We start from the raw sequence: 21,280 nt of genomic DNA on the forward strand, positions 1-21,280 counted from the left end.
CTTGGCCCACTCCCCCGCAGATCACCGCGAAAGCCCCTGGTCGGTGTTCCTGATTTTCCTGCGCCTGGGCCTTACCTCCTTTGGCGGCCCGATTGCGCACCTGGGTTATTTCCGGGACGCGTTCGTGACCCGGCGGCGCTGGCTGAGCGAGCGCAGTTACGCGGATTTGGTCGCGCTCTGCCAATTCCTGCCCGGCCCCGCCAGCAGCCAGGTCGGCATCGCCCTCGGCCTGTCGCGCGCGGGATACGGCGGCGCATTGGCGGCGTGGCTCGGGTTTACCCTGCCGTCCGCCGTGGTGTTGATCCTGTTGGCCTTGGGCATCACCCGGCACAGCACCGCCATCCTGCCCGGCGCGTTGCATGGCCTTAAAGTGGTGGCCGTCGCCGTGGTCGCCCAGGCCGTGTGGGGCATGGCGCGCAACCTGTGCACCGACGCCCCGCGCGTGGCCGTGATGCTGCTCGCCGCTTGCGTGGCCCTGCTGCAAACATCGGCGTGGGGCCAGGTCGGCGTGATCCTCGTCGCGGGCATGGCCGGCCTGCTGCTGTTCAAGCCCGCACCGCCCACCGCGCACGACACCCTGCCCGTGACCATCAGCCGTCGCGCCGGGGCGCTATGGCTGTCGTTGTTTGTACTGCTGCTGGCCAGCCTGCCGATTCTCACCCAGTTGATGCCCAACCCAACCCTGGCCGTGACCGACGCCTTCTACCGCACCGGCGCACTGGTATTCGGCGGCGGCCACGTGGTGCTGCCCTTGCTGCAAGCCGAAGTCGTGCCCCGCCACTGGGTGAGCAACGACGTGTTCCTCGCCGGCTACGGCGCCGCCCAAGCCATGCCCGGCCCGTTGTTCACCTTCGCCGCCTTCATCGGCGCCTCGATGACCCAAACGCCGAGCGGCTGGCTCGGCGGCCTGCTCTGCCTGCTGGCGATCTTCGCACCGTCGTTTTTATTGGTGATGGGCGCACTGCCTTTCTGGGAAGGCCTGCGCCGCAGCCCGCGCACCCAAGCCGCTCTGGCGGGTGTGAACGCAGCAGTCGTCGGCCTGTTGCTGGCGGCGCTGTACCAACCGGTGTGGACCAGCGCCATCTTCACCGCCCGGGACGTCGCCCTGGCGCTGATTGGCCTGGTGGCGCTGATGGTGTGGAAACTGCCACCGTGGCTGGTGGTTGTAGGAAGCGGCGCGACGGGATGGTTATTAAGTCTTACGGTGTGAGCCGCGCAGCCACCGTGCCTTGCTCCCTTGCCTACGCTTGCGTCAGAATCCGCCGGCTTGTGCGCTGAGGTGGCCGTCTCTAAGGTGGCTCGGTCGCTGAATCTCTCGGTGATCGGGTTTAGTAGCCCACGGTTTAACCTAACAAGTGCACAAGCTTCATCTGTCAGACGTGCCTGTCTGTGCTCGATGGTGGCTGTGCGTAGGGCGCCCTCGGGCGCGCCGGTTTTGTTAGGTTCCACCGGTCTACTAACCTGCGTACAGCTACCGCCTTATCGTTTAGTAGCGATCAGGTAGTGGCCCAAGCAAGGAACTTAACAATGGCTACAGATTCAAGCGCTCTCTTCAGCGTCGCTCCCGACGCCAGCAACGAAACCCTCATCACCAACAGCTACGAAACCTTCGCCTCAGTCAGCACGCTGCTGCTCGACTTGTCCGAAGACCTATGCGGCAAACACCGCGACATCGCCCTCGCTATCCACCAACTGAGCGAGCTGGGCGTACTCCTCACTGCCAAATTGCTCGACCGCGAAGCGCCCTGCTCCGGTTAATGCCTAGCCCTTCAATTCACTAGAACGATTACTCGCCGCGTCGTCGTAGGCCACATACAACGACTCGGCGATTTGGCTCTTGATGGCTTTGGTGGATTCCAGACCAAGCACAAAGCCCTCAGCCTTGCCGCCAGCGCGGTTGAGTTCTTCATGGGTGGCGGCGCCGGTAATGGCGTCGAGAAGCTTGGCGGCGTGAGGGCCTACGCCTTTGGGGAGGGAGATTTGGTCGATGGACATTGCGATACCTTTAAAAGTTGAGTCGGTAGCGCGTGCAACCACTGCCGGGGGTGGCATGGTAGACCGGTTGGCTTAGAAAGGGGGGGCTTTCGACCAGAAGCGTATGCTCCCGAGAGCAACGGTTGCTAACGGCCCAGAGTGTGTAAAAAACTCTGGGCCATTAGTTGTCACTCGACGCGACTCGATAATTCCCACCCGACGGTACATCATCGCGCTCGCCACGTTCCCGTCGCGGTATAGAAGCCAACGGCGCAAAACCTGCCTGCTCGCAAAAACGAGCCTTTTGAAATGGAAGTCATCTCATGTTCGAACGTAACAAACTGGTACCGGAGTTAATGGTCACCAACCTGGATAGCAGCTTGGCTTTTTGGGTTTCTCGTCTGGGCTTCAAAGTAGCTTATCAACGCCTGGAAGATGGATTTGCATACCTTGATTTGAAGGGTGCTCAAGTCATGCTTGAGCAGGTTGATTCGGGTGCGGGTCAATGGCTGACTGCTCCGTTGACCAAGCCGTAAGCTATCCTGCGCTGCGACATGCACCGCCTGTCACAGACTTTCGAGCAACCTTAAAAACGGCGCACCAGGAGAGCTGCATGTTGATAGGCCATCGCTTCGAGCGCACCGCCCAGGGTGACCTGCACATCCACTCGCGCAATCGGGTGCAAAGCGCATTCGTGCTGCTGACCGGCGCAATGGCCTTCATCCTGCCGCTGGCCTTCGTCGTGCTGGGGTTCAGCGCTGAAAATGCGTCGATGGCGGACCTGGACCCACTGTCCTCGCTGCTGATCGTGCTCGGCCTGCTGCTGATTCCTGCCCTTGGCCTGCTGCTGATGGTGTACACCGGCACCCGCGAAACCTTGCTGTTATCGCGGCACAACGGTGAAGGCACGCGCCGCACCCGTAACTTTTTCGGCGGCCGCGAACGGGTGCAGTCGGTGTTCAGCATCAATGCCCCCCATGCCCTCGAACTTCGCCGCCGCCCACAGGCCGAGCCGGTCTATACCCAGCTGTGGCTGGTGATGCGCGATGGCAGCGAGCAGCGTTTGACCACCGACAACGTGCCGGTGGTGCCGGGCAGTCAACGCACCGACAGGTGGCTGCGTGAGCTGGCCGGCTACCTGAACCTGCCGGTACCCACCGAGGTGGTGGTCGATCCGGCGGCCAGGGCGACCGCCTATAGGCCCGCCCCCGCCCACGACAGAGCGGCAAAGGGGATCAAGCTGAAGGGGAAAGAGCTCACCTCTTCACACGAATCGAGCGAGAAACTCGGCCTTCCCGCCCGCGCCCTGCTCACCCTGCTGGGAGCGTTCCTGGCGGTGCTGGAGTTGACTCACGTGATCGCATTGATGCGTGCGCTGTTGACCGGACGGCTGCGGGTCAGCGGGCTTCGAACGGGGTCGACAAGTTTTTACTGGGCTGAGCAACCGATGGTTTTTTCATTCAACCTGCTTGTCGGCATCGCCGAGGTGCTGATTATCGGGTTGATCGCCTGGGGTTGCCTGCGCACGGCGATACTGGGCCGACTTAAAGCCAATCCCTGAGCGCCGCCCTACGACACAAGATCGCTCTTTTATGGTTTTGACTGCGGTTGCGTCATCTGCCGACCTGTCAACATTCACAGTATCCGCCACGGCTGTCAGCGTTCAGAGTAAAGACTACTCAGCCGAGGAGTTCGCCATGCACGTCTCCAGCTCGAACCTGGTGTCCATCCGCGCAGCATCGATGATTTTGCTGTGGCCTGCGGTACTGTTCAACCTTGCAGCCTGTACATCGAGTTCCAATACCAACACGGCCGGCAGTATGTGCCCGGGTATCGGGAACATCCACCAGACCAAAGAGTTAAAAGGCTATAGTTACACCGCACTTTCACCCGGCAGCGGATGGAAAGGTGAGAACCCCTATGCACAAGAGCACTACCTCAAGGGAATGACGTTTGAATCGGCCGCTATTCGCACTGCGCAGCAACGCGAAGGCCAGCCCGAATATTATTTCGTAGCCTGTGACTACGAGGGGCCGGAGCAGTTGGCGTTTTTGAGAATGTCCCAGCGTTTCCCTGTACGACCTCGCGCGGTCGGCCCAAATTGGACGGCAGACGACTTCTGCCGGGCTGGTTCGGTGGACGGTTGCCAATTCACGATATTCACCGAAGTGCCGTGATAGATCTTCGCCGTAAGCTGATGCCCTAAAGCATGCACGCTGCTAATCTCAGGCATTTGGCCCCTGCAGACTCTCCATGCCCCTGACCCATCGCGAAACCGCCCGCCTCGACCGCCTCCTCATCGCCGCCCTCACCGACGCCTGCGAAACCGCCAAAACTGAAATCCCCGGCTTCGATTGGCTGACCCACACCGTCGACTACAGCGCCTTCCCCCAAAGCCTGCGGGTGATCTGGGTGTTCGACAGCCGCGCCAGCAAGGAACACGCCCTCTCGACCGGGGCAGACACACGCATGCGTGAGCTGACCGCCGCTGCACTCAACGACGCCGACGTGCACGGCGCGCCCATGGGGCGCTGCGTACACTTCGACTCCGAGGAAGAATGCCGCCTGTGCCATGACGGCGATTGGCGCGTGCGCCTGGCCAAGGTGCATACGGCCAAGGTGTGAGTGCGCATCTTCCTGGCGCCGGTTGTACCAATGGGCAGGGCATCTGCGGGCTTTCGCGATGGTCGCTGCACGGCTGCATTTTTACCCCACCAGGCAGGTCACGCCTGCGTACTGAACCGCTGCACTCCACGCCGCTCATACATCGCCGCTTCCGTCGCTTGCGTCGCCCGCTCGCCTTTGTATTGCAGTTGTTGGATAAAAGTCCGGTCCTTGGCCCCCTTGATGTCCGACGGGTCGTGATCCGTGAGTAGAGGCGCCAGATCAAGGGTCTTGGCGAAGTTTTCGTTGGTCAGGCTGTAATAGCCCAGGCCCGACCAGACGGAATCGGCGTCCACCGTGTCGATGGCGGCATCGCGGTAGGCAACGGCTGCGCTTTTCAGGCCCAGGGATCGGTTGAGCAAATCCGTCAGCCGCTGGGTATCCGAGCGGCTGAGCTGGCTGGCCGAATCCAGCACTTTCAGGCGGCCATCGGCCTCGACGGTGAAGCCGTATTTTTTGCCGGCCAAGTCGGGAGCGGTGGCCGACAGCGCCGACTCGAATGACTTGAAGGAAGCCTTCAGCGTACTGAACGCCCCGTTGAAGATTTCAGCGCGGCGAGGAAAGTCTCGCGACTGGGTCCGACCGACCCAGGTGTCGACCACTTCCAGCGGTTCCAAGGGGGCGCTGGCTGATCCACTGGGATGATAGACGGCCGCCGGGGCGGCGTTGGCCAACGCGTCTTTCGCGGCGTCCGTCAGGGGCTGGGCCACGAGTTTCTGCTCGGAAGGTGTAAGACTGGTGTTGGCCGGCGGGAGATAGGCAGCGCTGACGGAAAGAGCCATTTCATCGATCCTTGATTGGCGGGTTCATACAGGTTATCGCCGGAAGTCGGCCGAGCTTTAGACGACCAACCTGCAGGATCGTACAAGCCAGGCGCCTCGTGGCCTCGATAGTCTGGCCGTCTTACCTACCAGAGGATGGATCATGGCTACCTCACAGCACTCGGCACAACCGGTAAACCTCGCGCAAAAGGCATCGCTCATCGACGCGCAGTGGAGCCCCAGGGTCGTCGCCGAAATGAACGACTACCAGTTCAAGGTGGTGCGCATCGAAGGGGAGTTCATCTGGCACTCGCACCCGGAAACCGACGAAGCGTTCCTGGTGCTGGAAGGGACGCTGCGTATCGATCTGCCGGAAGGCCCGGTGTACGTGGCGGCGGGCGAGCTGTATGTGGTCCCGCGTGGCGTTGAACATCGGACTGCCGCCGAGGGTGAGGCGAAGCTGATGATGATCGAACCGCGGGGCATTCTGAATACCGGTCATGAAGGCGGTGAACGTACTGCAACAAACGATCTTTGGATCTGAAAAAATCGCGCGCCTCATGGGGCTCGGTCATTGAGTCGAGCCTTTAGCGGGTAATTTCTGGATAATGCCCAGCTCCCGCCCCCGATACGGACATCCCGCTCGATGAAGTTGCCCACCGCTGCCGCCCTCCTCCTCGCCTCTGCGCTGCTGCCTTCCATCGCCCACGCCGACGACGCCGCGCTGACCGATACGCTCAAGGCCTTCACCCGCTGCGACGCGACGTTCTTCAGCCGCCTGAACAGCCATCGCGACGCCTGGCAGGCCTACGCGCCGCTCAAGCAGGAAAAAGACTTCTCGTGGATCGCGGTGGTCAACCGTGCAGACCGCAAGGCCAACGCGGTGCCGGTCAGCACGCCGCCGATCGCCGGCTTGAAGCTGTTGTCGTACGCCGACGAGGCCACCGACCTCGGCAATCTGGGGCTCTACTATTACTGGGGCTTTGTTGTGCAAGGCAACATCGACGAGGTTGCCCAACGCCTTGCCCCGCTGCTCGACCAACCGGCTCGCCTGCAAAAAGGCGACGGCGCCTACATCCGTAGCGAGCTCAAGGTCGGCGACCGCTGGCAGGCCATCAAGCCACGGCCCGGCGTCGCGCCAGGCACCCGCGAAGTCGAGCGCGTGCTGCTGGTAGAGCCGGAAGGCAGCGACGGCACGCAATCGCGCATCAGTTGTTCGTTGCAGGGTGGTGTGGATGCGGCGCTGCTGGCCTGGTCGCGTCCGGACATCCAACCGGTGGACTACCCGCGCACCGTCGTAGAGCCGAGCATCAACGACGTCGCCGTCCCCGCCAGCGTGCTCCAGCGCCTCGACTCGGCCCTGCTGCAGCCGAAGTTCAAGACGTTGAACTACACCTACCTGTCGAAAAAAAGCGATGGCAGCAACGACAGCCCCACCTCGGTGACCTTCACGGCGGTGGGTGGCTTGCTGAACAAGAATGAGATCTACAGCGACACCTTCCATGTCGAGCGCCTGGTGCAGGCGGACCTGATCCAGTTGAAGTCGAAGATGAACGGCGTGGGCGACGGCCAGGTGCTGCTGACCCGCGAAGCCGAACTGAGCATTCCGAGCAGTTGGACGCCTGGCCAGACGCTGAGCACCAACCTGCACATGGCGAACGTGCCCGGCAAACCGACCGATACCCCACTCCAGACCTCCGTGAGCTGCAAGATAGGCCAGCGCTTCCCGGCCCGACAGGTGTTTGCCTCGTTGACCGGCGACGCCATTAAGCTTGAGTGCGAGCAAGGCGACTACAAGACCTCGCGCGCGTTTATCGAAGACCTGGGCATTGCCCTGACGCTGGCAACGACCTCGAGCAAAATGCGCTCGGCGTATGAATACACGGCGTTCGAGGTGGTGCGTTGATCGAAGGGACGTTTGCCAAGCAAACATCCCGCTGATTCAGGGCACTCTACGTTGCCGCAGCAGTCTGTTCCTACACACCCCATGCCCCGCGGAGTTCCCATGATCATTGTCCATCACCTCAACAACTCACGTTCGCAGCGCATTCTGTGGCTGCTGGAAGAGCTTGGCCTGCCGTACGAGATCAAGCGCTACCAGCGCGACCCGAAAACCAACCTTGCTCCGCCGGAGCTCAAGGCGATCAATGCGCTGGGCAAATCCCCGGTGATCGAAGACGGCGCCAACGTGGTGATCGAGTCCGGCGCCATCGTCGACTACCTGATCCGCCGGCATGGCGACGGTCGCCTGCAACCGGACCCGGCCACGGCCGCCTACGACCAGTACGTGCAATGGCTGCACTTCGCCGAAGGCTCGGCCATGCTGCCGCTGATGCTTAACCTGTATGTGGGCCGCCTGGGTGAAGCCGGTGCGCCGCTGCACCCGCGGATCGAATCGGAAGTGGCCAATTACCTCGGTTACCTCAACGAGGCGCTGGCACACACGCCGTATCTGCTGGGGGATGATTTGAGCGGCGCGGACATCCAGATGAGCTTTATCGGCGAAATCGCCAACGCCCAGGGCAAGCTGCCGGCGTACCCGCACCTGGCGGCGTGGGTGCAGCGTTTCCAGGCACGCCCGGCTTATCGCCAGGCGCTGGAACAGGGTGGGGAGTATGCGTTTGCCAAGTGAGTAGCTTGCCCTCTACTACGCAGAGGCTAAGGCGCCGCCATCTGCCACAGCGAAGCGCCCACGCCGGTGATGCTCTCCCCCGCAATCAACCCCGCCGCTGCGGTAATCGCAAACCGCTCGGTGAGGCTCGGCCAGCGGCAGCTCACCAGCCAGGTGAGCACCGCACCCAGGGCCATCATCAGCGACACCGAAGCTGGCAGCACAAACGCCAGCCCCAATGCGGCAGCACTGGGCAGGTAGCGGGCGCGATGGGCGGGCAACAGGCTGTCGAGTACACCCAGCAACACCCCGGCCAGCCCTGCGATACCGATCGCCCAGCGAATGCTCGCCGACAATGAATCCAGCCCATGGGTGAGGGTTTGCGCCACGGCTTTCCAGGTCGCGACCGCCGGCGCCGGCCATTCCTCGGTGAGCAGCATCGAATGCGGATCAGGAATCAGCGCCAGGTACGCGAACACCCCGACGATGCTGCCAATGAAAATCCCCAGGATCTGGGCGATGACTTGCTTGTGCGGCGTGGCACCAATGGCCTTGCCGACCTTGAAGTCGTTCATCAGGTCGGTGCACTGCCCCGCCGAGCCGCCGGCGGTGTTGGCGCTCATCAGGTTGATCGGCACCTGCCCCGGCGCGACGATGCCGAAGCTCAGCTGGGACAACTGCCCGATGGCGCCAATCGGCGGAATACCGGTGGCGCCCACCACACGGGCAGCGACGGCCGCCAGGCAGATCGCCAGGGGAATGGTCAGCAACGCCATCCACAGGTTGATGCCGAACAACAGCGCCTGCAGGCTCACCACCAATACGATCGACAGCACAAAACCGGCGGCCGGCCCGGGTTTGGGTACGCTCCAGGCTTGCCCGCCGGCGGACTTGGTCGAGGTGTATAACGCCCACAGACGAATCGTCAGCGACGCCAAGGTCGAGCACACCATCAGGCTCACTCCCGGCCACAGCAACCACTCCACCAACGCCGCAAATTGCGGGCCGCTGCTGCCGGCCGGCAAGGTAACCAGGCCTTGCGCCAGCAACCACGGGCCCAGGCCGCCCCAGGCGAGCAAGGCGCCGAGCAGCAGGGTCAGGCCTACGCGAATGCCGATAATGCCGCCAAACCCCAGCAGCAACAGCGAAGGGTCGGCAGTGAAGGTCAGGCGCTCCAGCTGGGCGGATGGCGACCAACGCGGGAAGGCCCACATAAAGGTGTCCACCCACTTCACCAGCCCGGACAGCAACGCCGCACTGAGCAGCACCTTCAAGCGCGTCGCCGCTTCGCGCCCATGGTTGTAGATATGCAGCAGGGTTTCGAGGGTGGCCATGCCTTCGGGAAACTTCAGCGCCTTGTCATTGAGCAACGAAGGCCGCAGGTACCAGGCGATCCAGATGCCCAGGAAACTCACCGAGAACACCCAGGCGATCATCGGCAGCGCATCCAGCTGGTTGCCCGTCAGCAGGGTATAGGCCGGGATCGGCGCCACCAGCCCACCGGAAATGATCGAAGCAGCGGCCGAGGCGACGGTCTGGTTGATATTGCTCTCATGCAGCGTCCACGGCAGCTGCTCCGACGACCGCCTCGCCAGGCCCTGCCAGATCGCATACCCCACCAGCAGGGCAATGATCGACATGTTGAACGACCAGCCGATCTTCAACCCGGCGTACACATTCGAAGGGGTCAGCAGGATACCGAGCAACGTGCCGGTGATGACCGCGCGCAGGCTCAGTTCGCGTTCGACGGGGGGATGAGGGGGGACCATTGATGAGGTGGCATGCATGCGGATTCCTTTCGGCAGGGGAACAGGGCGACATAACAAGTGAGCCCCTTAAGGCCTGAAGGTTCCTATGCGGCAAGCGGGCGCCTTTTTATGGTGAGCGGGCTTCAACCTCCACGCCATCAATTACTCAATCAGAGCCATGCAGCATCCCATAACGAATAATCCCCTACCTGCGCCACCAACCCAGCCCGCAAAGGGTTGGCAATGATGTAGCGAGCCATCTTGCGAACATCATCCTCCGCGCGGACAGCCCTATCGTGATAACCGGGTTGCCAGACACGCTCCTTGCTTTGACGACGCCGGTTGATGGTCAGCGTGCTACGCGACTTCATACGCCGCACCACGTCGGGCAACGTCTTCTGCTTCAGCTCAAACAGCCAGTGAATGTGGTCAGGCATGATGACCCAGGCCAGAGAGTCGACCAATGCCAGCTCATGAACCTGCCGAAATTCGGCCACCAACAGACGACCCAGATAAAGGTCGGTGAATAGGCGCTGACGGTGATGCACGACAACGGTAATGAGGTAACTGCGTCCGTATTCAGAGTAACGACCGTGACGCAGGCGATGGGATTGGGGTGTGGGGCGCATTCCGTTGCTCCTGGGGACCGTCCTGAAGAGCATTAACACTAGCGCGCCGTAGCTGGCGAGCCAGTGTCATCGGGTGACTGAATGTATCCGCCCGGAGTGACCTGGCTTTTTTGTGGTGAGCGGGCTTGCCCCGCGCTGGGCTGCGAAGCGGCCCCAAAAGCGGTTATCCGGATTCACCTGGAAAAACGCAGTGTTCTTGATGGGGCCGCTTCGCGGCCCGGCGCGGGGCAAGCCCGCTCACCACAGAAGCCCGCTCACCACAAAAAGTCCGTTCACCACTACGCGGGCGCCCCATCACCAAAGATCATCCCATTACAGAAAACCTGTCATCGGGTGACTGAATGTATCCAGCCCGGAGTGACCTGGCTTTTTTGTGGTGAGCGGGCTTGCCCCGCGCTGGGCGGCGAAGCGGCCCCAAAAGCGATTATCCGGATTTACCTGGAAAAACGTGGTGCTCTTGATGGGGCCGCTTCGCGGCCCGGCGCGGGGCAAGCCCGCTCACCACAGAAGCCCGTTCACCACAAAAAGTCCGCTCACCACTAAGCGTGCGTAAAACCCGTTCCCCCGGCCACCTCGCCATCGGCTTGTGCCTTGTCCAACAGTTGCTGCACCCACGGCGCATTCCGGGCATTGACCACGCCATAGCGGTCCGGCGGGAAAAACGCCCAGTGATGGGCGATTGCAGTAAGGCGCTTGAGCTCATCGGCCGCCAGCCAATACCCGGTGTCCAGCAAGGGCAGCGGTTCGCCGTCGAAACGTCGGCCCAGCATCAGGTTGGTGCCGGGGGCGAAGGTAAAGGCCAGGTCCTGGCAGGGTTGCAGTTGTTTGTCCGGTGCCGGCATGCGGCCGACCCGGTTGTAGGTGAAGTCACCGGGGTATTCGTCCTTGAATACCAGCCAGTGGCCCGCCGTGGTCTTGGCGACGATCCACTGCGACACCCCGCTGCTCTGGGTGCGTTCAAGCTCGCCGTTTTTCCATTGCATCAGGGCGTTGCAGTCGGGATCGTAGTCCGAGGCCCACAGGCTGGTGCCCGACACCAGCCTGTGGCGCTCCAGCTCGACCACGCCCTGGTCCGGCATGGCCTGCCAGTAGCGCTTGATGGGATCGCGGGTATCACGCAGGTAGTTGCGCAGCCCCCAGGCCGCCGTAAAGACCACTGCCGCCAATACCTGCCAGGCAAAGGTGTCGCCGATGACACGGTCCACGTCCAGCCCTGGCGCGAACGCGGCCCCGTACAGCCACACGCCCAGCATGAACACCAGGCTGGGCAGGAACACACCAAAGCACAGCGGCGGCAGCAGCACTTCGATCCAACTGAAGTGATGCCCGGCTGCATGCTCCCGTGCCCAGGCCTGCTCCTGGGCGAGCATGGGTGCCTGTTCGCGCGGGCCGATGCCGGGATCGGGGGCCTTGAAGCGCCAGTAAAGTGCGATGGGATCGTTATTCATGCCGCGCATCATGCCCTTGGCGCGGGCAGAGATACAGCGCCCCGACCGCCGATAAAACAATCATTGCCGAGATCCGCCCACAGTCATACGATGACTGATCACACCCATAACAATAAAGGATCACCTGTGAACAAACCCCTGCTCCTGGCCGCCGCCGTTGTCTGCGGCCTCAGTGCCCACGCCCACGCCACCACGTTTGCGTATATCTCCAGCCCCGGTGACGGGCTGATTTCCCAGTACCGCCTCGACGAAAGTAACGGCGCCCTGAGCCTGGTCGAGCAAGTGACGGCCGGCGATCAGGTCAACCCCATGGCCCTCAGCCCCGACGGTAAGACCTTGTTCGCGGCCCTGCGGGTCAAGCCGTTTCAGGTCCAGGGCTTCAGCATCGACCCGACAACCGGCCGCCTGACGCCGCAGTCCAAGGCGCCGCTGGCCGAAAGCATGGCGTACCTGGCCATCGACCGCGCCGGGCGCTATTTGCTCGCGGCGTCCTACGGTGCCGACACCCTCAGCGTCCAGCCCATCGACAAGCCCGACGCCATCCACACCTACAAAACCGGCCTGCATGCCCACTCGCTGCGCACCGACCCCAGCAATCGCTTTGCCTACGCCGGCAACCTGGGCACGGACCATGTGCTGCAATACCGCTTCGATGCCGCCACCGGCGCACTCACCCCGATCGGCAGCGGCTTCGTGAGCGTGCCGGCCAATACCGGGCCTCGGCACCTGGCGTTTTCGGCCGACGGCAAGTACCTGTATGTGGTCGGTGAAATGAGCGGCACAGTCACCGCATTTGCCATCGATGACAGCACCGGCGCGCTGACGCAGATCGGCGTGGCCAATGGCATTCCCGAGCGTTTGAAACTGGCCCACGGCGAAGTACGAGACGCGCGCAACAATGACCTGAAAGACGACCCGACGCCGCGCATCTGGGCGGCCGATCTGCGCCTGTCGCCGGACGGCAAGCTGCTGCTGATGAGCGAGCGCACCAGCAGTTCGGTATCGGCGTTTGCGGTGGATACCGCCACCGGCGGCCTGCGCTATGTCGACAACTACCCGGTCGAGGAGAAGCAGCCGCGCAATATCGCGTTCTCCCCCAACGGGCATTGGCTGCTGGTGACCGGTGAGAAAAGCGACAAGGTCGGCACCTATGCAGTCAGCGCCAACGGTGCGTTGAAGCGGGTGGGGGAAGCGGCGTCGGGCAAGGGGGCACTGTGGATTGAGGTGCTGCATACCTCAGCCAACTGACCTGGACCTGTGTGATTATCCCTTGGGGAGGCTTGGACGAGGTATGACCCGCGTCCAGGCCTCAAATGTGTAAACGATGTCCCCGGTTTCAGATGTAAACGATGTCTACGGTTCTACACCCCCACAGGGTTGGATCTTGAGGGTGTACAGGCCTCAGCTCAGGCGAAACCGTGCAGTGTTATCACTCAACGCCTGGCTGCCCTTGCTCAAGGTGTCCGCCGCACGGTTTACCGCGCGGGCGCCGTCCAGCAGGCGCCCGGCGGCCTGGTCGACTTGCTGGATATTGCCGCTCACTTCATCCGCCGTCGCTGCCTGCTCCTCCACCGCCGTGGCGATTTGCGCCAGGGTGTCGGTGACGTTCTGCACCGCGCCGGCAATCTCGCCCAGGCGCGTGCCCAGGCCGGTGACGGACTCGGCATCGGTCAACGCCTGCTCGCACGCGGCACCCATCAGCGTCACCGCCTGGCTCACGGTGGCGCGCAGGCTGTCGACGGTGCCGGCGATCTGCGCCGTCGAGGCCTGGGTGCGTTGCGACAGGCTGCGCACTTCATCGGCGACCACCGCAAAGCCCCGGCCTTGCTCGCCTGCGCGTGCAGCTTCAATGGCGGCGTTAAGCGCCAGCAGGTTGGTCTGCTCGGCGATGCCACGAATGGTGTCGACCACCGATTGAATCTGCTGGCCTTGCTGGCTGACCTGCTGCAAGGCGTCCGAGGTGTCGGTCAGGCGCTGGTTGAGCTGCTGGATGCTGGCGGTGGTACGCTGGCTGTCGCGGCTGCTGTCTTCGGCGATGCGCCGGGTCTGCTGGGCACTGCCCGAGGCCTGCTCGCAACTGCGCGCGACGCCCATGGACGTGGCGGCCAACTGCGTGGCGGCGGCGGCGATCTGGCTGATCTGGTGCTGCTGGTCCTCGACTTCGCTGAGGGTGCTGCCCGATTGCGAATTAAGGGTGAGCACCGCCGAGCCGAGTTGCTGGGTTTCGTGATTGACGCCGAGCAGGCTGGTGCGCAATTGCACCACCGCGACGTTCAACGCGGTGCTGATCGCCGCGAGTTCGTCGCGCCCTTCCACCGCCACTTCCACGCACAGGTTGCCGTCGCGCAGGGACTCGGCCAACGTGGTAATGCCGCTGGCACTGCGACGGATGGAGGCTTGCAGGCACATGAACAGGTACAGCGCCGCCAGGGCCAACAGGCTGAATGTCGCCGCCATCGGGATGAATTGCTTGAGTGAACGGTCGTGGTAATAGCTCAGGCGCGCATCCAGGGAGGTCAACGACTGCTTGCGCAGCGCGCCGAGGCTGCCGAGCATGGCGTCGACACTGCGGTCGAAGGCGGCGGTGTCGAGCTTGATGGTGCCACCAAACACGCCGTCGTCGAGCACCTTGAGTTCGTTATCCAGCACTTGCAGGCTGTTGTCGTACTGCCCCGTCCAGGGTTCCACACCCGCGAACGGCTTGGCCTTGAGCGAAGCGGCGGCCTTGATCAACTGGTCGCGCGCATCGCCGATGCGGCTGCGCAAGTCGCGCATCTGCAAACGGCTCTGCAAGGTGAACTGCCCCGAAGAAATGGACGACTGCCCCACGCTGGCCATGCGACCGATGCGCTCGATCAGGTCGGGCGCGTGCTGGGTGCCCATCTGCATGAGCATGTAGGTTTCCAGCCACGGGTCGAGGATCAGCCCGGCGTCCAGGGCGATCTGTTCGCGCAGCGCCTGCATCGCCGTCAGCGCGGTGGTGAAGCGGTCGTAGCCGTCCGGCCACCACCCGACGGTGCGCAGCGATGACGAATCCATGCCCTTGACGGTGCCCTGCAACGCTTCGAAGCGGGCCAGGACATCAGCGCTGGCGTTCTGGGTTTTCAACGCCTCGCCGAGGGCTTGCAGGCTTTGCTGGATCAGCGGGAAATTGGCATCGACGTTATCCATCGCCGCCTTCGCTTCCGGTGTCGGGGCGTGCAGGATGTCCGCCGCCTTCCAGCGCGCCGCCAGGTTACGTTGCGCCGTCAACTGGCCGTCCAGTGCATCCAGGGCCAGCAGCTGGCGAACGCCGGACTGTTCGTTGGAAATCACGCTTAATTTGTCGCGATAGTCCTGGCCGATCATCCACAGGCTGCCCGCCAGGGGCAGCATGAACAGGAAGAACAGGATCTGGAACTTACGCGCGAAGCCGAAACGTCCGAGCAGGCGGATACCGGGTGATAAAAGGCTGTGCATGTCCACTCCCAAAAACAACCCACGCGTTAGACGGCAGGCGAAGCCTTGAAATGACTAACGGCAAAATGCCATGTCATTGATTAGGTTGGCACTAGCAAGATACGGGCCGCTGCTGCACAGCCCTGAAACAGGGCACGCGACGCGCCAATACGGCCCGAGGCGCGCTCGAAAATGGGGCGAAAGCACCCAGTTGCGACACAGGCATCGTCACCTGCGGAGACGCCCACCCAAGGCGCGCACTGAAACGCCCTCAATCACCACAACCTATCGGCCGCACACGGGAAGAACTTGAAGGGGATACGCCGGACTGTTCACGCCAGCAGCCGGGTAATCCACTGGACCTGCTCGGCGATGGCTTGCGCCTTCGCCTGCGGCACCCGCTGCCGAGCCTGTTCAAAGCCCGCCAGGGTGCGTTTTTTCAGGCGCAACGCACGCTGCCACTTGGCGAGGAACGCCGGGCTGCGGGCCTGCAGGTGCATGGGGCCGAAGTACAGCTCTTCAGCGCTGTACACCACGGGTTCGGCGCGCTCGGCCATGATGATTTCATAGTAGAAGCGGTTTTCGTGCAGCAGCTCCTCACTGAGGATGCGGTAGCCGTTGCTCATCAACCAGTAGCGCAACGGCTGTTCGCCGCCGTTGGGTTGCAGGATCAGACGTTCGCGGCCGCTGAGGTGGGCCTTGCCGCTGTCGAGGATGTCGCGGATCGTCTCGCCGCCCATGCCGCAGACGCTGATCGCGGTGATCGCGTCCGCCGGCTCTATCGCCGCCAACCCATCGGCCAGGCGCACCGTGACGTGCTGCTCCAGGCCATTCTCGCGCACGGTGCGCTGCGCCGCGTGGAACGGCGTGCTCGCCACCTCGCCCGCCACCGCCGCCTCAATCACGCCACGGCGCATCAAGGCCACCGGCAGGTAGGCGTGGTCCGAGCCGATATCGGCCAGCCGCGCGCCCATCGGCACCTGCGCGGCCACACGCTCCAGGCGCATGGACAAGGTGTGTTCGTTCAACCTGCGTTCCTTTTTATTCGCCGGAAAATCGATCCCGGCTGTTGGTCAGATGCAACACCATCGCCGCCCTTGCGGCATCCGAGTCCTGGCGCTTGATCGCGTTGAAGATCGCCTCATGCTCCAGGTTCGCCAGTTGCCCGAGCTTGGCAAAGTCCGCCCCGCCGCGCTCGTCACCCTTCACCTGGGTACGCGGAATCATCGCATTGCCCAGGTGCTGCATGATCTCGGTGAAGAACGTGTTGCCGGTGGCTTCGGCGATCAACTGGTGAAAACGCTTGTCCTCTTCCACGCAGCTGTCGTTGTTGGCCAGCGAGGCCTGGTAGTCGTCGAGAGCGGCGCGCATGTGGGCCAGCTGCGTGTCGGACCTGCGCACAGCGGCCAGCGCCACCGCCTGCACTTCCAGGCCCAGGCGCAGCTCGAGCATGTTGCGCACGCTGGCGACGGTGTCCACATGCAGGCGCAAGCCTCGCTGGGCCTGTTGCGCCAGCACAAAGGTGCCGATGCCATGGCGCGTCTCCACCAGCCCCGAGGCTTGCAGCTTGGACAGGGCCTCGCGCACCACGGTCCGGCTCACCCCATGCTCGAGCACGATGGTGGATTCGGACGGCAGCTTTTCACCGGGCTTCAACTGCCCAAGCAGGATGCGCTGGGTCAGGGCGTCGAGCACGCCTTGGGCCAGGTTGTTGGAGCGTCTACGGACGGGAGGTCCACTATCAATGGGCATCGTTGCGGGTCCAGGGGGTTGGGCAGGACGGAGCTTAACATCCCGCCCCATGGCGTAACCCCACTGTAGGAGCGAGCTTGCTCGCGAAAAACCTGAGGGCGCTGCGTTTATCCAGGATGCCCGCATTATCGTTGACGTTTTTCGCGAGCAAGCTCGCTCCTACAGGTTAGGGCGCGCGTGAAAAAAGCGCTCAACTTGTATGACAACTAATCTTTATGACCGCTAACCTCACCCTTGCCAGAAGCATCTTCAACCTTTTTGAAAACCCACACAACCCCGCAAAATAACTAGAACAGTACTAAAAACTGACCCTTATAAACACAAAACTTCAACACCACATTGCGAATCTCAGAAACTAACTTGTATGATGTCTATCAACAAGACACACAAACCCGCATAAAAACAATCAGGGGGAGTTTTGAATTGTGACCAATTCAAGCCATGTATCTGCCGCACCCGAAAGTGATCCGGTCCTCGCGCGCGCCGTGAGCAAAGTGAAGGGCCATGTGCTCCCACTGTTCGTGATCATGTTCATCCTCAACTACATCGACCGGGTCAATATCGGCTTTGTGCGCACGCACATGGAACATGACCTGGGCATCGGAGCTGCCGCCTATGGCTTCGGTGCCGGGCTGTTCTTCATCGGCTACGCGCTCTTTGAAGTGCCCTCCAACATGCTGCTGCAAAAGGTCGGCGCGCGCATCTGGCTGACCCGCATCATGTTCACCTGGGGCATCGTCGCCACGCTGATGGCGTTCATCCAGAACGAAACCCACTTCTACATCCTGCGCTTCCTGCTGGGCGTGGCCGAAGCCGGGTTCTTCCCCGGGGTGATCTACTACTTCACGCGCTGGCTGCCGGGGGTTGAGCGCGGCAAGGCCATTGCGATATTCCTCAGCGGCTCGGCGGTGGCCTCGCTGATCTCCGGCCCGCTGTCAGGCGCGCTGCTGCAGATCGAAGGGTTCGGCTTCCACGGCTGGCAATGGATGTTCGCCATCGAAGGCCTGGCCTCGGTGGTGATCGGTTTCTTTGTGTGGTTCTGGCTCGATTCCAAGCCCCACGACGCCAAATGGATGACCCGTGAAGAACAGGATGCGCTGGTCAACGCCATCGACCAGGAACAGCGCGAGCGTGAAGCCCTGACCAGCGTCAAGCCGACCCTCGGCAAGCTGCTCAGGGACCGCCAGATCCTGCTGTTCTGCGCCCTGTACTTCTGCATTCAACTGACGATCTACGCGGCGACGTTCTGGCTGCCGAGCATCATCAAGAAGATGGGTGACCTGAGCGATGTGCAGGTGGGTTTCTTCAACTCGATCCCGTGGCTGATCTCGATCATCGCCATGTACGCCTTCGCGACGCTGTCGGGCAAATTCAAGTTCCAGCAGGCCTGGGTTGCGGCTGCGCTGTTGATTGCCGCAGCAGGCATGTTCATGTCCACCACCGGCGGGCCGATCTTCGCGTTCGTGGCGATCTGCTTTGCGGCCATTGGGTTCAAGTCGGCGTCTTCGCTGTTCTGGCCCATCCCACAGGGCTACCTGGACGTGCGCATCGCCGCAGCCGTGATTGCCTTGATCAACTCCATCGGCAACCTGGGTGGCTTCGTTGCGCCGACCACCTTCGGCTTCCTGGAGCAGACCACCGGCTCGATCCAGGGCGGTCTCTACGGCCTGGCCGGCACCTCGGTGCTCGCCGCGATCCTGGTGTTCTTCGCCAAGACCTCGCCCGCTGCCGCATCGGTCTCGCCGGGCGCCGTGCCCACCGGCGCTGCCATCAGCAAATCTCTCTGAGTCTCTTTAGGAATTAGCCATGAATACTCCCGTCATCACCCACTTCCAGGTCATCCCGGTGGCCGGTCACGACAGCATGCTGCTCAACCTCAGCGGCGCCCACGGCCCTTACTTCACGCGCAATATCGTGATTCTCAAGGACAGCAGCGGCAACACCGGCGTCGGTGAAGTACCCGGAGGCGAACGCATCCGCGAAACCCTGGAAGACGCGCGCAGCCTGGTAATCGGCCAACCCATCGGCCAGTACCAGCGCGTCCTCAACCAGATGCGCAGCACCTTTGCCTCACGGGATTCGGCGGGCCGTGGCCTGCAAACCTTTGACCTGCGCATCACCATCCATGCCGTCACCGCCATGGAAGCCGCCCTGCTCGACCTGCTGGGCCAGTTCCTCGAAGTGCCGGTGGCTGCCCTGCTCGGCGAAGGCCAGCAGCGTGATGCGGTGAAAATGCTCGGCTACCTGTTCTATGTCGGCGACCGCAGCGCCACCGACCTGGCTTACCGCAACGAAGCCGACAGCGACGATGCGTGGTTTCGCCTGCGCCATGAAACCGCCCTGACCAGCGAGGCCGTGGTGCGCCTGGCCGAAGCCGCCAAGGCCAAGTACGGCTTCAACGACTTCAAGCTCAAGGGCGGCGTATTGAGTGGCGACGCAGAGATCGAAGCCGTCACCGCCCTGGCCGAACGCTTCCCCGATGCGCGCATCACCCTCGACCCCAACGGCGCCTGGTCACTGAAAGAAGCCATCCGCCTGTGCCGCGACCAGCACCACGTGCTCGCCTATGCCGAAGACCCGTGCGGCGCCGAAAACGGTTACTCGGGGCGCGAAGTCATGGCCGAATTCCGCCGCGCCACCGGCCTGAAAACCGCCACCAACATGATCGCCACCGACTGGCGCGAAATGGGCCACGCGATCCAGCTGCAATCGGTGGACATCCCCTTGGCCGACCCGCACTTCTGGACCCTGCAAGGCTCGGTGCGCGTGGCGCAGATGTGCCATGAGTGGGGCCTGACCTGGGGCTCGCACTCCAACAACCACTTCGATATTTCCCTGGCCATGTTCACCCAAGTGGCCGCCGCCGCCCCGGGCGACATCACCGCCATCGACACCCACTGGATCTGGCAGGACGGCCAACGCCTGACCCGCGAACCGCTGAAAATCGAAGGCGGCTATGTGAAAGTGCCGGCCAAGCCTGGCCTGGGCGTGGACATCGACATGGACGCCGTGGCCAAAGCCCACGAACTGTACAAAGGCATGGGCCTCGGCGCACGGGATGACAGCGTGGCGATGCAGTTCCTGATTCCGGGGTGGCGCTATAACAACAAGCAGCCTTGCCTGGTGCGCTGAAGCGCTGGGTTCTGGGGGCGGCTCGGTCTCCAGAACCCATCAATCCCATGTGTGAGGGTTCAAGCCCCCTCCCACATGGGTCCTCGGTGTTTTACAAGGGTTGTGGTCGCTCGCTAAACCGCGCGTCAGGGTTTACCGGCCAAAGCCCGCTTTGCTCTTGCAGTTTTCTTGACTGCCACCGCCGCAATCGGCTGCACAGTCAGTTCCACGCCTAACGCCAGCATCAACTTCTGAATCGTCTCATAGCGCGTTTTAGAACCGCCTTTCAGCGTTTTATACAGGCTCTCGCGATTAACCCCCGCAGACTCCGCCACCTTGTTCACGCCCTGGGCCTTGGCGACCTCGGCAAGCGCTTTCATGAGCACCTGCGGGTCTTGAGATTTCATGCTCTGCGCCAGATAAGCGCTGATGGTTTCCGGGCTATCGAGGAAGCGCGACGCTTCATAGACGCTGGTACCGGAGGTATCAAGATCGAGGATCGGCATGTCCTCTGGTTTGAATTTCGATTCGCTCATTTCATCTACCTCTCAGGGCATCAAGGATCTCTTTTGCCCGTTTGATTCCTCTGTTCTGGTCGGTTTTATCACTGCCCCAGAGCATCAGGTAAGCAGTGATGCCCGTACGCACAAAGTAAATTCTGTAGCCGGGCCCGACAAACACACGCATTTCACTTACCCCATCGCCTACGGGTGCACAATCGCCGAAATTGTTTTCCTCGGCTCGGTCTAACCGTGTGAGAACAGCGGTTTTTCCATAAATATCGCTCATGCCGTCGAGCCATGTATCGAACTCCGGCGTCCTGCCGATCAGATGGGTCACAGAGTTATTTGTAGCCTACTGGCTACTCCTTGTCGATACCAGTGAATTTTGAGTCCGGAACACTCCGGAAGAAAAATCCTAGTCCAGCGCTCGCATAAGCAGCCGATCGATACTATTAGCGCCTGTGTCTAACCTTCACCACGCCTCAGCACCTGCGCATTCGCCCGCTATCACGGTGGCTGACACTCCGCCATCGGCGGCAAGCTGAGGCGGCAAACGATAGAGATGAAGCCCAAAGAAAACGTCCTGCACAGCCGCTTCAGTTTGCGTAAAATGCGAGCCGTTCTCGATCAGGAAGACTCAA

At 62.3% G+C, this 21,280-nt stretch carries 21 protein-coding genes and 2 pseudogenes; 12 read left to right on the top strand and 11 right to left on the bottom strand.

The genetic code is table 11. From position 1 onward, the window contains the following. Nucleotide 1 precedes the first annotated feature (1 nt). A complete protein-coding gene (gene chrA, locus AC07OP_RS30105) occupies nucleotides 2-1,210 on the top strand; it encodes a chromate efflux transporter (RefSeq protein WP_495103151.1) in 1,209 nt (402 codons plus the stop codon). A 317-nt stretch (nucleotides 1,211-1,527) separates the two neighbouring features. Next, entirely contained in the window at nucleotides 1,528-1,758 is a 231-nt protein-coding gene (locus tag AC07OP_RS30110) for a DUF6124 family protein (RefSeq protein WP_027604040.1), read from the top strand. A gap of 3 nt (nucleotides 1,759-1,761) precedes the next feature. Here the strand turns inward: AC07OP_RS30110 and AC07OP_RS30115 are convergent, their stop codons facing one another. Continuing rightward, nucleotides 1,762-1,995 (bottom strand): hypothetical protein, encoded by a 234-nt coding sequence (locus AC07OP_RS30115; RefSeq protein ID WP_027604039.1) that lies wholly within the window; start codon nucleotides 1,993-1,995, stop codon nucleotides 1,762-1,764. Nucleotides 1,996-2,297: 302 nt separating this feature from the next. On the opposite strand from AC07OP_RS30115, the pseudogene AC07OP_RS30120 reads away from it, so the two are divergent. The 4 genes and pseudogenes from AC07OP_RS30120 to AC07OP_RS30135 form a co-directional block, all read left to right on the top strand. Next, nucleotides 2,298-2,507: pseudogene (locus tag AC07OP_RS30120) on the top strand (VOC family protein); the annotation flags it as partial. A gap of 80 nt (nucleotides 2,508-2,587) precedes the next feature. Then, entirely contained in the window at nucleotides 2,588-3,535 is a 948-nt protein-coding gene (locus AC07OP_RS30125; RefSeq protein ID WP_495103150.1) for a hypothetical protein, read from the top strand. A gap of 136 nt (nucleotides 3,536-3,671) precedes the next feature. Beyond that, nucleotides 3,672-4,151 carry a DUF3757 domain-containing protein gene (locus AC07OP_RS30130; protein WP_495103149.1) on the top strand — a complete coding sequence of 160 codons (480 nt, stop codon included), beginning with the start codon at nucleotides 3,672-3,674 and terminating at the stop codon, nucleotides 4,149-4,151. 76 nt (nucleotides 4,152-4,227) lie between these two features. After that, nucleotides 4,228-4,599, top strand: a complete 372-nt coding sequence (locus AC07OP_RS30135; RefSeq protein WP_495103148.1) for a hypothetical protein — start codon at nucleotides 4,228-4,230, stop codon at nucleotides 4,597-4,599. Nucleotides 4,600-4,697: 98 nt separating this feature from the next. On the opposite strand, the gene AC07OP_RS30140 is transcribed toward AC07OP_RS30135, so the two are convergent. Beyond that, nucleotides 4,698-5,420, bottom strand: a complete 723-nt coding sequence (locus AC07OP_RS30140) for a hypothetical protein (protein WP_495103147.1) — start codon at nucleotides 5,418-5,420, stop codon at nucleotides 4,698-4,700. A gap of 142 nt (nucleotides 5,421-5,562) precedes the next feature. Between AC07OP_RS30140 and AC07OP_RS30145 the strand changes: the two genes are divergently transcribed. From AC07OP_RS30145 to AC07OP_RS30155, 3 genes are all read left to right on the top strand, one after another. Further along, nucleotides 5,563-5,943 carry a cupin domain-containing protein gene (locus AC07OP_RS30145; protein WP_027604035.1) on the top strand — a complete coding sequence of 127 codons (381 nt, stop codon included), beginning with the start codon at nucleotides 5,563-5,565 and terminating at the stop codon, nucleotides 5,941-5,943. A gap of 102 nt (nucleotides 5,944-6,045) precedes the next feature. Further along, nucleotides 6,046-7,305: a hypothetical protein gene (locus AC07OP_RS30150; protein WP_495103146.1), complete on the top strand. Its 1,260-nt coding sequence runs from the start codon at nucleotides 6,046-6,048 to the stop codon at nucleotides 7,303-7,305. 99 nt (nucleotides 7,306-7,404) lie between these two features. Continuing rightward, entirely contained in the window at nucleotides 7,405-8,031 is a 627-nt protein-coding gene (locus AC07OP_RS30155; protein WP_495103145.1) for a glutathione S-transferase family protein, read from the top strand. Nucleotides 8,032-8,057: 26 nt separating this feature from the next. Here the strand turns inward: AC07OP_RS30155 and AC07OP_RS30160 are convergent, their stop codons facing one another. The 3 genes from AC07OP_RS30160 to AC07OP_RS30170 all read right to left on the bottom strand — a co-directional run bounded on the left by AC07OP_RS30160 (nucleotide 8,058) and on the right by AC07OP_RS30170 (nucleotide 11,835). Then, nucleotides 8,058-9,797, bottom strand: a complete 1,740-nt coding sequence (locus tag AC07OP_RS30160) for an OPT family oligopeptide transporter (protein WP_495103144.1) — start codon at nucleotides 9,795-9,797, stop codon at nucleotides 8,058-8,060. Nucleotides 9,798-9,928: 131 nt separating this feature from the next. Continuing rightward, entirely contained in the window at nucleotides 9,929-10,387 is a 459-nt protein-coding gene (locus AC07OP_RS30165) for an REP-associated tyrosine transposase (protein ID WP_115486886.1), read from the bottom strand. 539 nt (nucleotides 10,388-10,926) lie between these two features. Beyond that, the gene (locus AC07OP_RS30170) at nucleotides 10,927-11,835 is read right to left on the bottom strand and encodes a hypothetical protein (protein ID WP_495103143.1); all 909 of its coding nucleotides are present in this window, start codon (nucleotides 11,833-11,835) and stop codon (nucleotides 10,927-10,929) included. Nucleotides 11,836-11,961: 126 nt separating this feature from the next. Here AC07OP_RS30170 and AC07OP_RS30175 point away from each other — a divergent pair, with 126 nt between their 5' ends. Continuing rightward, nucleotides 11,962-13,083: a lactonase family protein gene (locus AC07OP_RS30175; protein WP_495103142.1), complete on the top strand. Its 1,122-nt coding sequence runs from the start codon at nucleotides 11,962-11,964 to the stop codon at nucleotides 13,081-13,083. Between the two features lie 153 nt (nucleotides 13,084-13,236). On the opposite strand, the gene AC07OP_RS30180 is transcribed toward AC07OP_RS30175, so the two are convergent. The 4 genes and pseudogenes from AC07OP_RS30180 to AC07OP_RS30195 all read right to left on the bottom strand — a co-directional run. Then, complete coding sequence (locus tag AC07OP_RS30180; protein WP_495103141.1) at nucleotides 13,237-15,294, bottom strand: methyl-accepting chemotaxis protein; 2,058 nt, start codon at nucleotides 15,292-15,294, stop codon at nucleotides 13,237-13,239. A gap of 311 nt (nucleotides 15,295-15,605) precedes the next feature. After that, a complete protein-coding gene (locus AC07OP_RS30185) occupies nucleotides 15,606-16,301 on the bottom strand; it encodes a tRNA (adenine(22)-N(1))-methyltransferase (RefSeq protein ID WP_495103140.1) in 696 nt (231 codons plus the stop codon). A 13-nt stretch (nucleotides 16,302-16,314) separates the two neighbouring features. Beyond that, nucleotides 16,315-17,025, bottom strand: a complete 711-nt coding sequence (locus AC07OP_RS30190; RefSeq protein ID WP_495103139.1) for a FadR/GntR family transcriptional regulator — start codon at nucleotides 17,023-17,025, stop codon at nucleotides 16,315-16,317. 61 nt (nucleotides 17,026-17,086) lie between these two features. Continuing rightward, nucleotides 17,087-17,176: pseudogene (locus AC07OP_RS30195) on the bottom strand (outer membrane lipoprotein carrier protein LolA); the annotation flags it as partial. A gap of 274 nt (nucleotides 17,177-17,450) precedes the next feature. Here AC07OP_RS30195 and AC07OP_RS30200 point away from each other — a divergent pair. Then, nucleotides 17,451-18,812 (top strand): MFS transporter, encoded by a 1,362-nt coding sequence (locus AC07OP_RS30200; protein WP_495103138.1) that lies wholly within the window; start codon nucleotides 17,451-17,453, stop codon nucleotides 18,810-18,812. Nucleotides 18,813-18,831: 19 nt separating this feature from the next. Beyond that, the gene (gene gudD, locus AC07OP_RS30205; RefSeq protein ID WP_108573810.1) at nucleotides 18,832-20,157 is read left to right on the top strand and encodes a glucarate dehydratase; all 1,326 of its coding nucleotides are present in this window, start codon (nucleotides 18,832-18,834) and stop codon (nucleotides 20,155-20,157) included. 125 nt (nucleotides 20,158-20,282) lie between these two features. Here gudD and AC07OP_RS30210 read toward each other — a convergent pair whose 3' ends face one another. After that, nucleotides 20,283-20,672 carry an addiction module antidote protein gene (locus AC07OP_RS30210; RefSeq protein WP_065925048.1) on the bottom strand — a complete coding sequence of 130 codons (390 nt, stop codon included), beginning with the start codon at nucleotides 20,670-20,672 and terminating at the stop codon, nucleotides 20,283-20,285. Between the two features lies 1 nt (nucleotide 20,673). Beyond that, the gene (locus AC07OP_RS30215; protein WP_027604023.1) at nucleotides 20,674-20,976 is read right to left on the bottom strand and encodes a type II toxin-antitoxin system RelE/ParE family toxin; all 303 of its coding nucleotides are present in this window, start codon (nucleotides 20,974-20,976) and stop codon (nucleotides 20,674-20,676) included. Nucleotides 20,977-21,280: the final 304 nt, after the last annotated feature.

This window comes from Pseudomonas sp. GW821-FHT09D08, assembly GCF_059416305.1.

Excerpts from the sequence above, each read along its gene's own strand:
- AC07OP_RS30150 (WP_495103146.1), top strand. The coding sequence starts at position 6,046 with ATGAAGTTGCCCACCGCTGCCGCCCTCCTCCTCGCCTCTGCGCTGCTG.
- AC07OP_RS30140 (WP_495103147.1), bottom strand. The coding sequence starts at position 5,420 with ATGGCTCTTTCCGTCAGCGCTGCCTATCTCCCGCCGGCCAACACCAGT.
- AC07OP_RS30165 (WP_115486886.1), bottom strand. The coding sequence starts at position 10,387 with ATGCGCCCCACACCCCAATCCCATCGCCTGCGTCACGGTCGTTACTCT.
- AC07OP_RS30190 (WP_495103139.1), bottom strand. The coding sequence starts at position 17,025 with ATGCCCATTGATAGTGGACCTCCCGTCCGTAGACGCTCCAACAACCTG.
- AC07OP_RS30210 (WP_065925048.1), bottom strand. The coding sequence starts at position 20,672 with ATGAGCGAATCGAAATTCAAACCAGAGGACATGCCGATCCTCGATCTT.
- AC07OP_RS30145 (WP_027604035.1), top strand. The coding sequence starts at position 5,563 with ATGGCTACCTCACAGCACTCGGCACAACCGGTAAACCTCGCGCAAAAG.
- AC07OP_RS30135 (WP_495103148.1), top strand. The coding sequence starts at position 4,228 with ATGCCCCTGACCCATCGCGAAACCGCCCGCCTCGACCGCCTCCTCATC.
- AC07OP_RS30170 (WP_495103143.1), bottom strand. The coding sequence starts at position 11,835 with ATGAATAACGATCCCATCGCACTTTACTGGCGCTTCAAGGCCCCCGAT.
- AC07OP_RS30155 (WP_495103145.1), top strand. The coding sequence starts at position 7,405 with ATGATCATTGTCCATCACCTCAACAACTCACGTTCGCAGCGCATTCTG.
- AC07OP_RS30130 (WP_495103149.1), top strand. The coding sequence starts at position 3,672 with ATGCACGTCTCCAGCTCGAACCTGGTGTCCATCCGCGCAGCATCGATG.
- AC07OP_RS30160 (WP_495103144.1), bottom strand. The coding sequence starts at position 9,797 with ATGCATGCCACCTCATCAATGGTCCCCCCTCATCCCCCCGTCGAACGC.
- gudD (WP_108573810.1), top strand. The coding sequence starts at position 18,832 with ATGAATACTCCCGTCATCACCCACTTCCAGGTCATCCCGGTGGCCGGT.
- AC07OP_RS30110 (WP_027604040.1), top strand. The coding sequence starts at position 1,528 with ATGGCTACAGATTCAAGCGCTCTCTTCAGCGTCGCTCCCGACGCCAGC.
- AC07OP_RS30180 (WP_495103141.1), bottom strand. The coding sequence starts at position 15,294 with ATGCACAGCCTTTTATCACCCGGTATCCGCCTGCTCGGACGTTTCGGC.
- AC07OP_RS30115 (WP_027604039.1), bottom strand. The coding sequence starts at position 1,995 with ATGTCCATCGACCAAATCTCCCTCCCCAAAGGCGTAGGCCCTCACGCC.
- AC07OP_RS30125 (WP_495103150.1), top strand. The coding sequence starts at position 2,588 with ATGTTGATAGGCCATCGCTTCGAGCGCACCGCCCAGGGTGACCTGCAC.